The following is a 14,427-nucleotide window of genomic DNA, read 5'->3' on the forward strand; positions in this document are numbered from 1 at the left end:
CGCCTTACGTTGATAAAAACCTGGAAATAACAAGACGCTGAATTTCCTGTGTCCCTTCATAAATCTGGGTAATTTTCGCATCGCGCATAAATCGCTCAACCGGATAATCTTTTGTATACCCGTAGCCTCCGAAAATTTGAACAGCTTCCGTCGTTACGTACATAGCCGTATCACCAGCCATGAGCTTAGACATAGCCGATGCTTTTCCGTATGGAAGGCCTTCCGATTCCAGCCAGGCTGCTTGATAAGTCAGCAGTCTCGCCGCCTCAACGGATGTCGCCATATCGGCAAGTTTAAATGAAATGCCCTGGTTCGCCATAATGGGTTTTCCAAACTGCCTGCGCTCTCTTGCATAGGAAAGTGCCGCATCCAGCGCTCCCTGTGCAATCCCGACCGCCTGGGCTGCAATACCATTGCGGCCGCCGTCAAGTGTTTTCATCGCTATTTTAAAACCGCTTCCAATTTCACCTAATACATTTTCTATCGGAACGCGGCAATTGTCAAAGATAATTTCTGTAGTAGGGGACGAACGGATGCCCATTTTCTTCTCTTTTTTTCCAGTTGAAAATCCATTAAAGTGTTTTTCTACGATAAAAGCGGTCATCCCTTCCTCTGCTTTCGCAAAAACAATATATAAGTCAGCAATGCCTCCGTTTGTAATAAAGATCTTAGAGCCATTTAAAACAAAGAAGGCGCCGTCACGATGAGCCGTTGTTTTTATGCTGGCCGCATCTGAACCGCTTTCGGGTTCCGTCAGTGCATAAGCCCCTATTTTTTCTCCATGGGCCAGCGGCTTTAAATATTTCTTTTTTTGCTTCTCTGTTCCAAACGCGTAAATCGGCCAGCTGGCCAGTGAGGTATGAGCCGACAGGGTAACACCCGTTGAAGCGCATACACGCGAGAGTTCTTCAATGGTCACACAGTAAGCAAGATAGTCACTGCCGATTCCTCCATATGCTTCCGGCCACGGGATTCCTGTTAAGCCGAGTTCCGCCATTTTGTGAAAAATCCCTGAATCAAAGCGCTCTTCTTCATCGCGCTCGGCAGCAGACGGTGCAACTTCTTTTTCTGCGAAATCTCGCACCATTTTCCGGATCATGCTGTGCTCTTCTGACAATGTGAAGTTCATCTCCCCATCCCCTTTGCCAAATGCTTGCTGATTACAATTCGCTGAATCTCCGATGTCCCTTCGTAAATCTCTGTTACTTTGGCATCGCGGAAAAACCGTTCTGCCGGTCCGTTTCCGGCAAGCTGGTTGATGCATTGGCTTGTGATGGTAACCGCTGCTTTTGAAGCAAAAAGCTTGGCCATAGATGCCTCCCTTCCGCACGACTGGCCGGCTGCACGCAAACACGCAGCCCGGTAGACAAGCAGCCTGGCTGCCTCAACCGATACAGCCATGTCAGCCACCTCTATACCTGCACAGTTTTTCTTTGCATACTCAAAAGCCGCTTCTGCGATGCCGAGCGCCTGCGCTGCAATACCAATCCGGCCACCGTCCAAATTAGACATTGCAATGTGAAAGCCTCTTCCTTCTTCTCCAAGTCTGTTTTGGAGCGGCAGCCGCATGTCTTCAAAGGTAAGAGCCGTCGTTTTTGACCCGTGAAGACCCATTTTTTTCTCATCCTTGCCAATGAGAAAGCCAGGTGTACCTTTTTCGGCTACAAAAGCCGTAATACCGGCTTCCGACCTGGCAAAAATAACATATAAATCCGCTGCCCCGCCGTTTGTGACAAACAGCTTGGAGCCATTTAAAACATAGGCATCTCCGTCGCGGCGTGCTGTCGTTTTTAAAGAAGAGGCATCAGAGCCCGACGATGGCTCGGTTAAACAAAAAGCACCGAGCCATTTGCCGGAGGCGAGCTTTGGTATATACGCGTTCTTTTGTTCCTCCGTTCCAAAAGCCAGGATAGGGGCTGTACCGACGGATGTATGAACCGACAAAATCACACCGGCCGCTGCGCTTACCTTTGACAGCTCGTGAACAGCCGTAATGTAGGAAACAAAATCAAGCCCGGCACCGCCATATTCTTTCGGCACCGTCAATCCCATGAGTCCATGCTCTGCCATTTTTTGAACGAGTGCGTACGGAAACTCGCCGGCTTCCATCCGTGAAACAAAGGCTGCCGCCACGCTTTCTGCAAAGTGCCGGGCCGCATCACGCGTTTTCTGCTGTACGCCGGTCAGCTCAAGATCCATCCCTCCCGCCTCCTTTACTCGTATATATAAAACCCGCGCCCTGCTTTTTTACCGACCCAGCCAGCTTTTACATATTTCCGAAGCAGCGGGCATGGCCGGTATTTATCATCGCCAAAGCCTTCATGCAAAATCTCCATCACAGACAAACACGTGTCCAGTCCAATAAAATCCGCCAGCTCAATCGGCCCCATTGGATGATTCATGCCAAGCTTCATGACATCATCAATGGCTTCTTTTGTGGCAGCTCCTTCATAAAGAGCATAAATCGCTTCATTGATCATTGGCATTAAAATCCGGTTAGATACAAACCCTGGAAAGTCATTGACTTCCACAGGTACTTTGCCAATCGTTCTAGCTACTTCTTCTACCTTCTTGTGGACTTCATCCGATGTAGCGAGCCCGCGAACAATTTCAACGAGTCTCATCACCGGCACCGGGTTCATAAAATGCATGCCAATCACGTTTTCCGGCCGATCCGTCGCCGCTGCGATTTCGGTAATCGGCAGAGAAGACGTATTAGAAGCCAAAATAGCATGGTCTTGGACGAGTTCATCCAGCTGCGAGAAAATCTCCCGCTTTACGTTCATACTCTCAACGACTGCTTCAATCACCATATCGGCCTCTGCTGCGTCGCCAAGAGAAGATGAGCCCTCCAGTCTGGCCAGAATATCCCCTTTCTCTTCCTCACTCATTCGCCTCTTTACCACTTGACGGGCTAAATTTTTTTCGATTCTTTTCCGGCCCTCCTCCAAGTTCGCCTGGCTGATATCGTATAAAATAACCTCATAGCCTGCCTGCGCACATACCTGTGCAATGCCTGCGCCCATTTGTCCGGCACCAATCACCATGATTTTTCTTATCTTCACCTGCACTGTCCTCCTTTCATTAAGATACGTCCGCTTCTTTTTGTCGCCCTAAAACAGCCCTCTCCAGCAACTCAGCCACATCATAAGTGGCAACCGTCTCTTCTAGTTCTTTTGCTTTCGTCCCATCACTGAGCATCGTTAAGCAAAACGGGCAGCCCGAGCTGATCACAGATGGAGTCTGCTCTAACGCCTGCTCCGTACGTGCCACATTAATGCGGTGACCTGTATGCTCTTCCATCCACATCAAGCCTCCTCCTGCCCCGCAGCACATGCTGTTCTCTCGGCTGCGTTTCATTTCAACGAGCCGCACTCCAGGAATTGCAGCCAGAATATTTCGAGGCGGGTCATATATATCATTATACCGGCCAAGATAACAGGAATCATGGAAAGTGACTGTTTCGTTTACCGGATGCACCGGCTTCAACTTTCCTTCCCGTACAAGCATATCTAACAGCTCGGTATGATGGTACACTTCTGCCTGAAATCCAAAATCTGGATATTCTCTTTTAAAGGAGTTATATGCGTGCGGATCGATCGTTACAATTTTTCGTATACCATGCTTCTCAAATTCGGATATATTCGCAGCAGCGAGTTCCTGGAATAAAAATTCATTGCCGAGGCGCCGAGGCGTATCGCCCGAGTTTTTTTCCTTGCTGCCTAAAATGGCAAAGGAAATGCCTGCTTCATTGAGCAGTCTTGCAAACGATAGGGCGATCTTCTGGCTTCGGCTGTCGAATGCACCCATAGAGCCGACCCAAAATAAATATTCCGGCTCCTCTCCCGCTTTTTGTGCTTCTTTCATTGTCGGAATGTAAACATCACTGCGCAGCTCCCGCCACTTTTCTTTGTCCTTCCGATTCAGTCCCCACGGGTTGCCCTGCCGCTCGATATTTTGCATGGCCCGCTGTGCATCCGGGTTCATCTTTCCTTCTGTCAGTACCAAGTAGCGGCGCATATCAATGATTTTATCAACGTGTTCATTCATAACCGGGCACTGATCTTCACAATTCCGGCAGGTTGTACAGGCCCATAGCTCTTCTTCCGTGATTACGTCTCCAATCAGCTGCCGGCTGTATACAAAAGCTCCTTCAGCAATTTGATTGCCCTTTGTATTGGAAAAAGCAAATGCCGGGACCCATGGCTGCTTTGAGGTAACCGCTGCTCCAGTAAAGGTCAGATGGTCGCGCAGCTTCACAATCAAGTCCATTGGTGACAGCATTTTACCCGTTCCGGTTGCAGGGCACATAGAAGTACAGCGGCCGCATTCTACACAGGCATACAAATCAAGCAGCTGTGCGCGGGTAAAGTCTTCTATTCTTCCTGCGCCGAAACTCTCCTGCGCCTCATCTTCAAAATCAATTTTCCGAAGCGTCCCCGCCTGTTCGAGCCGGTGAATATACGTATTAACAGGACCGGCAATCAAATGGGCATGCTTCGACTGCGGCACATACACAAGAAAAGCGAGCAGCACTAGAAGATGCACCCACCACATAACATAAAACAGACCAACGATGGCCGGCTGCGCAAGCTCGGCAAAAGGAATAGCAATGAGCGAGGCAATTGGCTCCGACCAGCCGAAACCGACAGCCTTTTCCTGCCAGAGAAGCCACATGCCGTTCCCTATTAAAACAGACAGCATAAGGGAACCGATAAAGACGAGCACAAGACCGCTTTTCCAGCCACGCTTTAAGCGAACGAGCTTTTCAATGTAGCGGCGGTAAAATGCCCAGACGACGGCAGCGAGAATGACGAGCGTAACCATTTCCTGAAAAAACGTAAATGGGCCGTAAAGCGGACCAAGCGGCAAATGGGCACCCGGCACCACCCCTTTTATAATAAAATCGAGCGCTCCAAGCTGTACAAGCAAAAAGCCATAAAAAAACATCACGTGAATGGCCCCGCTTTTTCTATCTTTCAGCAATTTTTTCTGGCCAAACACATGAACCATCATGTTTTTTAAACGTTCGTTTCTTTTGGAATGCCATTCTTCTTTCTTACCGAGCCGAATGAATGTGTAACGTGTTTTCAATAAATAAATGAACAAAAAAACCGAGTAAGCGATTACAAATAGCGCCGCAGTCCCATTCAGCCATAGCCATCCGTTCATCTTCATTCACGTCCCCTTCCATTCCTTTTCTTTACCCTAATGTATGAATGAACATTCAGTCAATAAATAAAAAAAGAAGAGCCTGTTCTTATTTTAAGAACAGACTCTTTCATTTATTACATCTTTTCCGGTGCTGATACACCGATCAGTTTCAATGCATTTTTCAATGTAATTTGTACAGCCTGCACAAGAGCAAGGCGTGCTTTAGACGCTTCTTCGTTTTCCTTGTCTACCACTTTATGTGCTCCGTAGAAACTGTGGAAGCCTGCCGCAAGATCGTGCACATAGTTTGTAATGCGGTGCGGAATGCGTTTTTCTGCCGCTTCGGCGACTACCTGCGGGAAGTCACCCAGTTTTTTCAGCAGGTCTACTTCTTTTTCAGACGTTAACAATGCTACATTTGCTTCTGCCGATGCCGTTAAGCCTTGTTCAGCTGCCTGGCGCAGAATGCTGGAAATACGCGTGTATGCATACTGTGAGTAATAAACCGGGTTTTCATTAGACTGTGATACCGCAAGATCAAGGTCAAAGTCCATATGTGTATCGCCGCTGCGCATTGCAAAGAAGTAACGGACAGCATCCAGGCCGACTTCTTCTACAAGCTCACGCATCGTAACAGCTTTGCCTGTACGTTTGCTCATTTTCATTTTTTCGCCGTCTTTATACAGCTGCACCATTTGGATCACTTCTACTTCAAGCTGTTCCGGTTTCATGCCAAGTGCTTCAACGGCTGCTTTCATACGTGGAATGTAGCCATGGTGGTCGGCACCCCAGATGTTGATAACTTTATCGAATCCACGCTCAAATTTATCACGGTGGTAGGCAATATCCGGCGTTAAGTATGTGTATGAACCGTCCTGTTTGCGAAGAACGCGGTCTTTATCATCGCCAAATGCTGTAGAACGGAACCAAAGTGCACCGTCTTCTTCGAATGTATGGCCATTTTGGTCAAGCGCTTTGAGCGCTTCATTAATTTTGCCGTTTTCATATAAAGAGGTTTCAGAGAACCACACATCAAATTTCACACGGAAGTCCGCCAAGTCTTTTTGAAGCTTCGCCAGCTCCAGCTTTAAACCGTGAGCACGGAAAGCCTTGTAACGTTCATCTTCCGGCATATTGGCAAATTGATCGCCAAATTCTTCCGCCAGCTCTTTCCCGATATTGATAATATCCTTGCCATGGTAGCCGTCTTCCGGCATTTCTTTTTCAAGACCAAGCGCCTGGAAGTAACGGGCTTCAACAGACAGGGCCAGGTTATGGATCTGGTTGCCGGCATCGTTAATATAATATTCACGCGTGACGTCATAACCAGCTGCATCCAATACGTTGCACAGCGAATCACCAACGGAAGCGCCGCGTGCGTGGCCCAGGTGCAAATCACCCGTTGGATTAGCAGAAACAAATTCCACTTGAATTTTTTCGCCTTTGCCGGCATTGGATCTTCCGTATTCGTCTCCCGCTTTCAGCACAGCCGGAACGAGATCCGTCAAGTAGCTGTTATTCATGTAAAAGTTAATAAATCCAGGTCCGGCGATATCAATTTTTTCAACGGAACTCTTTGACAGGTCCATGTTTTCCTGAATCGCTTCCGCAATTTGGCGTGGTGCTTTTTTGGCAATCCGCGCCAGCTGCATCGCCATATTTGTTGAATAATCACCGTGTGATTTATCTTTTGGTGTTTCAAGTAGGACAGCAGGAATTTCGCTCTCTGCGGCAAGTCCTGCTTTCAGGACAGCTTGTCTAATTTCTTCTTTGAGCTGTGCCTGCATTTGTTCTGCAATGTTCACAATTGTTCCTCCAGTTCATAGTGGATATTCATCGTATACGTGCCGACTGCATCGCCCTGGATAAGCAGGCTATATACTAACTCGGCTTGTCCGGTGCCCGCATCGTTCATGTTGTGGGAAAAGATTTTGGTTTCGGTTGTCAAAAGAAGCGTGCCGAACTGGCTTTCATATGAGCCGTTCAGCCGCTGCCCTTCTTCGAAAATCATCCGCATTTTCAAAGCACCGCTCCGTAGAATAAGCGCCCCTGCGTCTGCGAGCTTTACGATGGTGTGCACGACCCCCTCATCCTGCACTTCATCATATTTTAAAAATGTGGACCCATCTTTTTTAAAGAGCCGGCCAAACAGCGACAGCTCAAATGTTTCCTTTTCCCCTTCGTGCGCTACATCCGTCTTCACCCGGATTTTCACGGGCATCTGCTCATCTGCCACGCCGAATCACTTCCTTGTTGTAATGTGTGTTTATTTTAACACAGAAAGCGTGCTGGCTAAACGTCTGTTTTTGGCAGCCCATTCACCGTATCTGCCACACGTCGTAAACAAGCCGCCTTACCACAAACAAAAAAGTGTCCGGCAAGAAGCCGGACACACGTTTAGAAGAAACCGAGCAGCATTTCCCGAATCAGCTTCGATGCTGTATTCGCTGTTTGTTCAGAGTTATCGTAGATCGGCGCTACCTCAACAAGGTCCGCACCGATGACATTTACATCTGAGCCGGAAATGGCATGAATGGATGCTAAAAGCTCTTTCGATGTAATACCGCCAGCGTCTACAGTTCCTGTGCCTGGTGCATGAGCCGGATCAAGTACGTCGATGTCAATCGTTACATAAACTGGGCGCCCCGCAAGCGTCGGCAGAATTTCTTTCAGCGGCTCCAGCACTTCAAATTTAGAAATGTGCATACCGTTTTCTTTTGCCCACTGGAATTCTTCCTTCATACCGGAACGAATACCAAATGAGTATACATTTTTAGGGCCGATATGCTCGGCAATTTTGCGAATTGGCGTAGAGTGTGACAAAGGCTCACCTTCGTACTCCTCTCGCAGATCGGTATGCGCGTCAAAATGAATGATCGCCAAATCTTTATACTTTTTCGCCGCTGCTTTCATAACCGGCCATGATACCAAATGCTCGCCGCCCATACCAAGCGGCTTTTTGCCGGCTTCAAGCAGTCCATCAATATATTCTTCAATGATGTCAAGGCTTCTTTGTGCGTTGCCAAATGGCAATGGAATGTCCCCTGCATCAAAATATGCGACTTCGTGCAGCTCACGATCTAAATAGGCGCTGTATTCTTCAAGCCCGATCGATACTTCGCGAATGCGGGCCGGGCCGAAGCGCGAACCTGGACGGTAGCTTACCGTCCAGTCCATCGGCATGCCATACAGCACGACATCACTGTCTTCAAATGATGTTTGCGTCCCAATAAATACATTTCCTGAATAGGCTTCGTCAAATCTCATCTTATGTTAAATCCTGCACGAATTTTGGCAGTGCAAATGCCGCTTTGTGCAGCTCTTTCGTATAGTATTTTGTTTCGATATCGTGGAAACGGCCCTCTTCCACTTGAAGCGGATCATGTTTTTTCGAACCAATTGTAAAGCACCAAAGGCCGCTCGGATATGTTGGGATATTGGCTGTGTACAGACGTGTAATTGGGAAAATTTCTTTTACATCTGCCTGCACCTGACGGATAAGCTCTGCTTTAAACCAAGGATTGTCACACTGCGCCACAAAAATACCGTCTTCTTTCAATGCTTTAGAAATGCCGGCATAAAAGCCTTTTGTAAACAAGTTAACAGCCGGGCCGACTGGTTCTGTTGAATCGACCATAATGACGTCATACTCATTTTCAGACTCTGCGATATGCATAAAGCCGTCGCCTACTTTTACTTCAACGCGCGGATCATCCAGGTCGCCTGCGATGTCAGGCAGATATACCTTCGAATACTCGATGACTTTGCCGTCGATTTCAGCAAGCGTTGCTTTTTCAACAGATGGGTGCTTAAGCACTTCACGGATTACACCGCCGTCGCCGCCTCCAACAACCAATACATTTTTCGGGTTTGGATGCGTAAATAATGGTACGTGTGCCACCATTTCGTGATAAACAAACTCATCACGCTGGCTTGTCATAACCATGCCGTCCAAAAACAGCATGTTGCCCCACTCTTCTGTTTCCACCATTTCTAAATATTGAAAATCCGTTTGTTCTGTATGCAAAGTACGTTTCACTTTCATCGTGATGCCGTAGCTGCCTGTCTGCTTTTCGGTATACCATAGTTCACTCATGATATTGCCTCCTTCTTAATGATAAGGATATTACTTTATTCTCTTGGAGAACAAAGGCTAAACCCATAGCATCCTGCTAGGACGCCTTTATGACCTGTGTCCCGCAGGCCTCAAGAAAAAAGTATAGAACAATTTGACGAAAAAGCATAGTGAATTTATATGAAGACGTTTAAAAATTCGCCATTTTTTTCATACTAATAAACAAGCAAGATACCTGGAACTGGACAAAATTTAAAATAGAGCTTTTTCATCTAAAGAAAAATGAGGTGATGCAGCATGAAAAAGTGGCTCATGGCGATACTCGTTTCAATCATCGGGGCCGTTATTGTCTTTTTTTACGCGTTGTATGCGGCCGGTCCCCCAGATATAACAGTGCCGCGTTCGACCCTTTTTTATGCGGCGGACGGAACAAAAGCCGCTGAAGCACATGGAGGAGAAAAGCGGTACTGGGTAAAGCTCGAAGACATCTCCCCTTATGTGATTGATGCGGTGATCTCCATTGAAGACAAGCAATTTTACAATCACTTTGGCCTGGACCCAAAGCGCATTGCCGGTGCCGCTCTGGCTGATATAAAAGCAGGAGCAAAAGTCCAGGGGGCAAGTACAATCACGCAGCAGTATGCGCGCAATATTTTTTTAACCCACGATAAAACGTGGACACGTAAAGCAAAAGAAGCCTGGCAGGCGCTTCGTCTTGAAGCGTTTTACTCAAAAGATGAGATTTTAGAAGGGTACTTGAATACCGTATATTTTGGCCATGGCGCTTACGGAATAGAAGCGGCCTCCCAATTTTATTACGGCAAGCCGGCCGCTGCCCTGAGTGTTTCCGAGGCAGCGCTTCTAGCCGGTATTCCAAAGGGGCCTTCGTTTTATTCTCCACTCGTCTCACGAGAAAAATCTGAGCAGCGCCGCCGGCTTATTTTATCCGAAATGCATTTGTCTAAACATGAATATGAAAAAGCAGTAGCGGACGCCCCGCGGATCACCGGCGCTTTTGCCGATGACGAAAACAGTGCGCCTTACTTTATAGATGCCGTACGGGGTGAGCTTGAGTCACTTGGCTTTCGGGAGCAAAGCGGCTTGAAAGTGTATACAACCCTTCAGCCACGGCATCAAAAAGCAGCCGATCAAGCGATGGCAGACGGCATTGCGAGCGGCGCTTCCATTCAATCCGCCCTTGTTTCCATTGATCCGGACACCCATTATGTAACCGCCCTGTCCGGCGGGCGCAACTATCGGGAAAGTCCTTTTAACCGGGCTGTGCAGGCGTTCAGGCAGCCAGGATCCTTAATAAAGCCTTTTTTGTATTATGAAGCGCTTGGGCACGGGATGACCCCTCTTACAAAGAGAAAAAGTGAGCCAACGACGTTTGAAGGAAATTATTCACCAAAAAATTTCAACAGCCAGTATGCAGAGCGTGCTGTGACAATGGCTGAAGCACTCGCCGTCTCCGACAATATTTATGCGGTCAAAACCAATATGCTGCTCGAACCGGAAACACTCGTACAGACGATGGAAGAGTTTGGGGTTACCTCCAAGCTTCAAGCCGTTCCCTCTCTTGCACTCGGTACCTCTGGGATGACCGTCCTTGAAACAGCGAATGCCTACGCAACCATTGCATCGGGAGGCACATTTGCGAAGCCTGTCTTTATTACAAAAGTGGAAAGTATGGACGGAGAAGTGCTTTACCGGTATGACAAGCAGCAGGAGCAGCGGCTTGATAAAAACAAAATGGCCGTACTGACACGGCTGATGACGGGGATGTTCGATAAAACGATGAGTGATTATGCCTCACCAACGGGAACGGTGATTGCTTCTTCTCTGACACGGCCTTACGCCGGCAAATCCGGGTCCACTCCTTACGATTACTGGATGGCAGGCTTTACGCCTTCACTTGTATCCGTCGTGTGGACCGGCTATGACAATGGAGCGGAAATCACGAAAACCGAAGACCGGTCACGGGCAAAAGTGATCTGGGCAAAGTTTATGGAAGAAGCTCATAAAGGACAGAATCCAAAGGAATTTACCTGGCCGCGCGAGCTGGTTGAAGTTGAAGTAGATATTAAAACGGGCACAGCCTGCAGCGGAGGGCACAAGCTTTTGTTTGAACCTGGCACCGAGCCGGAGACGAAATGCCCGAAGGATGAGGAGCATACAGAAGATATGCTGTATCCCGAGCTGCCTGAATGGTTCCGATAATAAAAAACCCGGGAATTTTCCCGGGTTTTTCTGCGTTTCGTATAGGCTGTTTAAGCTTCTGACACGGTTAAACCGTTTTTCAGCTCATCCGAAGAAAGATGCCACATTTGCTCATTATGATTGATGAGGAAATCGCGCAGTATGGTTTTAGAACGATCATCCATTACATCTACAATAATATGGCGCTTGAGCGATTTGTCCATCCGGTTAACATGCTCCGGAAGCGACTTGTACCCGCGCCGGATATCGCGATTAACTGTCATTTCACATGCGGTTACTCCTGCATAATAAGGCCCTTCTTCTTTTCGGTCCACGGTTACCCAAACGAGCCAATAGGGTTTGGCATCCGGCACTTCTTCTTTTGTTTTTAAAAATTTAATGCCTTTTTCCACAGCACTTCGGGCATGCATCGCACCGATATCAATATGAGCCGACCCTTCTTCTACGTCAATAATGACCGGTGAAACCTCCTCTAAGCTGAGTGCACCTTTTCCAAATCCTTTATGCCCGTCGGTCGGATCATTTTTAATGATATTAAAGCCGACTTTCTTTTTTTGTTCCATTGTTTATTAGCCCTCCTTACAAGAATACGCTAAAAATAGCATTAAAGCCTGCTAAAACAGCTGAAGTCAGCTGACTTAAAAATGGACTTACCGTATAATCTCCCAGCGGTGTAATGACTAAAATTAAAAACAGCAGTACACCATATTGTTCATACTGTGTCATTTTAACCCGCAGATTGGCCGGAGCCAAATCTTCTAAAATCCGGTAGCCATCCAGCGGCGGGAACGGAAGCAGGTTAAACACAAACAGAAGCACATTCAAATACACCATCATATATAACAGCTGAAAAACAAAATCATTCGCGTTTGCCCCGACCCCGTATAGAATGCCCATGGCAATAAACGCAATTAAAAAATTGCTGAGCGGTCCGGCAAGCGATACAAGCACGCCGGCCAGCTTCGGGTTTTTAAAATGGCGGCGGTTTACCGGCACCGGCCGCGCCCAGCCAAACCCGGCAATAAGGATAAAAATAGTGCCGATCGGGTCCAAATGATGCACCGGGTTCAACGTAAGGCGCCCTTGATTTTTGGCCGTATCATCCCCAAATTTGTACGCTGTATACGCATGAGCAAATTCATGCACCGTAAAAGCCACCAGCAGCGAGACGATCACAAACGGCAGCTGTTCCAATTCAAATGCCAAAAATTGTTCCAATCCGTTGTCTCCTTTACTTTCGATATAGTTCTAATATACTTTTGATCTTCCGTTTAGCTGTTCGGTTTGAAGATTCATCCCGGAGCAGATCAATCGGGAAATAAAGCTTGTGATCCGTGCGCCGCTTGCCGGAGATCGCTTCGACGATATCAGAGCGCCCGGATAATTCCTGCAGCGTTTCCCCGTCTTTCATCAATAGATAAATCGGCTGCCGTTCCGTTTCAATGCCCGGCCGGTAAAAGTCATACGGCAGGTCGGAGGAGGAGTCATGAACGAGGTAATATTCCGGATCGATGCCTGCTTTTCGGAACAGCTCTTCCAGCTCCGCATATTTTTCCTGCTCGGCTTCCGGGTCAAATTCTACGTATTTAAATAAATTCCGGTTCATAAACCGGCTGCATAAATCCTGCAAAGTGGCATCATCTTCATCCTGCCAGACGTGAAAATAAAACATAATGACGGACTCATCCAAATTCACATATTCTTCAAGCGAGCATTCCCCGTCAAACAGGGAAATAAAGTGAACCGGCTTCTGCCGGAACGAATATCCCTGTTTATACAGCTGCTTTGCCCGCTGCAGGGTTTTAGAAAGCAGCACTTCGGCACTGCGCGTAACAGGATGGAAGTAAATCTGCCAGTACATTTGATAGCGGCTCATAATATAATCCTCTACCGCATGCATGCCGCTTAATTTAAACACAGCCTGCTCTTCGCGCGGACGAATCACCCGCAGAATGCGCTCCATATCAAAATGTCCGTAGCTTACACCCGTGTAATAGGCGTCACGCTGCAGATAATCCATACGGTCTGCGTCAATCTGGCTTGAAATCAAGCTGACTACCAGCTTATTCGGATATGTTTTGTTAATAACCGCTGCTACCTTTTCCGGGAAATCGTCGCTCACCCGCCGCAGTACCCGGTTAATATCCGTGTCACCGAGCACAATCTTTTTTGTATATTCTTCGTGATCGAGGCCAAACACTTTTTCAAATGAATGAGAAAAAGGCCCGTGCCCGACATCATGCAGCAGTGCTGCGCAAAGGCTGACCAGTCGTTCTTCCGGGTTCCATTCTGATCTGCCCCGAAAAATGTCATCAACGATCCGGCGGACAATTTCATAGACACCGAGAGAATGATTAAACCGGCTGTGCTCCGCCCCATGAAAAGTAAAGTACGTCGTACCGAGCTGGCGAATTCGGCGCAGCCGCTGAAACTCTTTCGTGCCGATCAAATCCCAAATTACTACATCCCGCACATGAACATAGCGGTGAACCGGGTCTTTAAATACTTTCTCTTCTTTCAACTTCTGCTTCGCGTAGCTCACATGCGCGCCTCCCCGTCTCTTTTTTGTTCATTATAACGGAAAAATCAATCATTATGGGAAAATTCGCATTGACAAATGCATATACTGCTAGCACATAGAAAAAAATCACCTTTTTTCGAAAGAAAAGGTGATTCACATTATGACTTTAATTTTTTCTGTATTTTCTCCATCAATTCATCTTCTGTCAATGCCGCAACTGGACGATTATTGACAAAAGCAAACGTTTTTTTTCGGCCAGGGCCGCAATAGGATTGGCATTTTACATCAATGGATGCATCCGGATCCAATTTTTCGAGCTTCGGAATCAGTGTTTTCAGATTCACTGCCTGGCAATCATCGCATACGCGAAATTCATTCGCCATATTAACTCTTCCTTTCCGTTCATTCATCCCGATATTTTACATGGAAAAAAGCATGTTTGCAAGCTTGCCGCGTA

At 47.3% G+C, this 14,427-nt stretch carries 13 protein-coding genes; 1 reads left to right on the forward strand and 12 read right to left on the reverse strand.

What is annotated here, in order from left to right:
- Positions 1 to 4: 4 nt before the first annotated feature.
- From RIN81_RS08645 to speE, 8 genes are all read right to left on the reverse strand, one after another.
- On the reverse strand, positions 5 to 1,129 hold the full coding sequence (locus RIN81_RS08645; RefSeq protein ID WP_309089305.1) for an acyl-CoA dehydrogenase: 1,125 nt from the start codon (positions 1,127 to 1,129) through the stop codon (positions 5 to 7).
- On the reverse strand, positions 1,126 to 2,199 hold the full coding sequence (locus RIN81_RS08650; protein ID WP_309089307.1) for an acyl-CoA dehydrogenase family protein: 1,074 nt from the start codon (positions 2,197 to 2,199) through the stop codon (positions 1,126 to 1,128). The genes RIN81_RS08645 and RIN81_RS08650 overlap by 4 nt, the downstream gene beginning before the upstream one ends.
- A 14-nt stretch (positions 2,200 to 2,213) precedes the next feature.
- A complete protein-coding gene (locus RIN81_RS08655; protein WP_309089309.1) occupies positions 2,214 to 3,065 on the reverse strand; it encodes a 3-hydroxybutyryl-CoA dehydrogenase in 852 nt (283 codons plus the stop codon).
- Positions 3,066 to 3,084: 19 nt separating this feature from the next.
- Positions 3,085 to 5,172: a (Fe-S)-binding protein gene (locus RIN81_RS08660; protein WP_309089311.1), complete on the reverse strand. Its 2,088-nt coding sequence runs from the start codon at positions 5,170 to 5,172 to the stop codon at positions 3,085 to 3,087.
- 116 nt (positions 5,173 to 5,288) lie between these two features.
- Positions 5,289 to 6,959, reverse strand: a complete 1,671-nt coding sequence (gene argS, locus RIN81_RS08665) for an arginine--tRNA ligase (RefSeq protein ID WP_309089313.1) — start codon at positions 6,957 to 6,959, stop codon at positions 5,289 to 5,291.
- On the reverse strand, positions 6,956 to 7,390 hold the full coding sequence (locus RIN81_RS08670; RefSeq protein WP_309089315.1) for a YwiB family protein: 435 nt from the start codon (positions 7,388 to 7,390) through the stop codon (positions 6,956 to 6,958). The genes argS and RIN81_RS08670 overlap by 4 nt, the downstream gene beginning before the upstream one ends.
- A gap of 161 nt (positions 7,391 to 7,551) precedes the next feature.
- The gene (gene speB, locus RIN81_RS08675; RefSeq protein ID WP_309089317.1) at positions 7,552 to 8,421 is read right to left on the reverse strand and encodes an agmatinase; all 870 of its coding nucleotides are present in this window, start codon (positions 8,419 to 8,421) and stop codon (positions 7,552 to 7,554) included.
- A 1-nt stretch (position 8,422) separates the two neighbouring features.
- Complete coding sequence (gene speE, locus RIN81_RS08680; protein WP_251271543.1) at positions 8,423 to 9,250, reverse strand: polyamine aminopropyltransferase; 828 nt, start codon at positions 9,248 to 9,250, stop codon at positions 8,423 to 8,425.
- Positions 9,251 to 9,526: 276 nt separating this feature from the next.
- Here speE and RIN81_RS08685 point away from each other — a divergent pair, with 276 nt between their 5' ends.
- Positions 9,527 to 11,449 carry a transglycosylase domain-containing protein gene (locus RIN81_RS08685; RefSeq protein WP_309089319.1) on the forward strand — a complete coding sequence of 641 codons (1,923 nt, stop codon included), beginning with the start codon at positions 9,527 to 9,529 and terminating at the stop codon, positions 11,447 to 11,449.
- A gap of 50 nt (positions 11,450 to 11,499) precedes the next feature.
- On the opposite strand, the gene RIN81_RS08690 is transcribed toward RIN81_RS08685, so the two are convergent.
- The 4 genes from RIN81_RS08690 to RIN81_RS08705 form a co-directional block, all read right to left on the reverse strand.
- Complete coding sequence (locus RIN81_RS08690) at positions 11,500 to 12,012, reverse strand: YwhD family protein (RefSeq protein ID WP_309089321.1); 513 nt, start codon at positions 12,010 to 12,012, stop codon at positions 11,500 to 11,502.
- A 16-nt stretch (positions 12,013 to 12,028) separates the two neighbouring features.
- The gene (locus tag RIN81_RS08695; RefSeq protein ID WP_309089323.1) at positions 12,029 to 12,667 is read right to left on the reverse strand and encodes a site-2 protease family protein; all 639 of its coding nucleotides are present in this window, start codon (positions 12,665 to 12,667) and stop codon (positions 12,029 to 12,031) included.
- Positions 12,668 to 12,680: 13 nt separating this feature from the next.
- A complete protein-coding gene (locus RIN81_RS08700) occupies positions 12,681 to 13,991 on the reverse strand; it encodes an HD domain-containing protein (RefSeq protein ID WP_309089326.1) in 1,311 nt (436 codons plus the stop codon).
- A 137-nt stretch (positions 13,992 to 14,128) separates the two neighbouring features.
- Positions 14,129 to 14,353 carry a YuzB family protein gene (locus tag RIN81_RS08705; protein ID WP_242232723.1) on the reverse strand — a complete coding sequence of 75 codons (225 nt, stop codon included), beginning with the start codon at positions 14,351 to 14,353 and terminating at the stop codon, positions 14,129 to 14,131.
- Positions 14,354 to 14,427 lie beyond the last annotated feature (74 nt).

The sequence above is a fragment of the Domibacillus sp. genome, from assembly GCF_031181085.1.
Classification (GTDB): Bacteria; Bacillota; Bacilli; order Bacillales; family Domibacillaceae; genus Domibacillus.

What these genes read in the sequence shown, in the direction of transcription:
- RIN81_RS08645 (WP_309089305.1), bottom strand. Translation starts at nt 1,129, where the DNA reads ATGAACTTCACATTGTCAGAAGAGCACAGCATGATCCGGAAAATGGTG.
- RIN81_RS08650 (WP_309089307.1), bottom strand. Translation starts at nt 2,199, where the DNA reads ATGGATCTTGAGCTGACCGGCGTACAGCAGAAAACGCGTGATGCGGCC.
- RIN81_RS08660 (WP_309089311.1), bottom strand. Translation starts at nt 5,172, where the DNA reads ATGAACGGATGGCTATGGCTGAATGGGACTGCGGCGCTATTTGTAATC.
- speB (WP_309089317.1), bottom strand. Translation starts at nt 8,421, where the DNA reads ATGAGATTTGACGAAGCCTATTCAGGAAATGTATTTATTGGGACGCAA.
- speE (WP_251271543.1), bottom strand. Translation starts at nt 9,250, where the DNA reads ATGAGTGAACTATGGTATACCGAAAAGCAGACAGGCAGCTACGGCATC.
- RIN81_RS08685 (WP_309089319.1), top strand. Translation starts at nt 9,527, where the DNA reads ATGAAAAAGTGGCTCATGGCGATACTCGTTTCAATCATCGGGGCCGTT.
- RIN81_RS08690 (WP_309089321.1), bottom strand. Translation starts at nt 12,012, where the DNA reads ATGGAACAAAAAAAGAAAGTCGGCTTTAATATCATTAAAAATGATCCG.
- RIN81_RS08705 (WP_242232723.1), bottom strand. Translation starts at nt 14,353, where the DNA reads ATGGCGAATGAATTTCGCGTATGCGATGATTGCCAGGCAGTGAATCTG.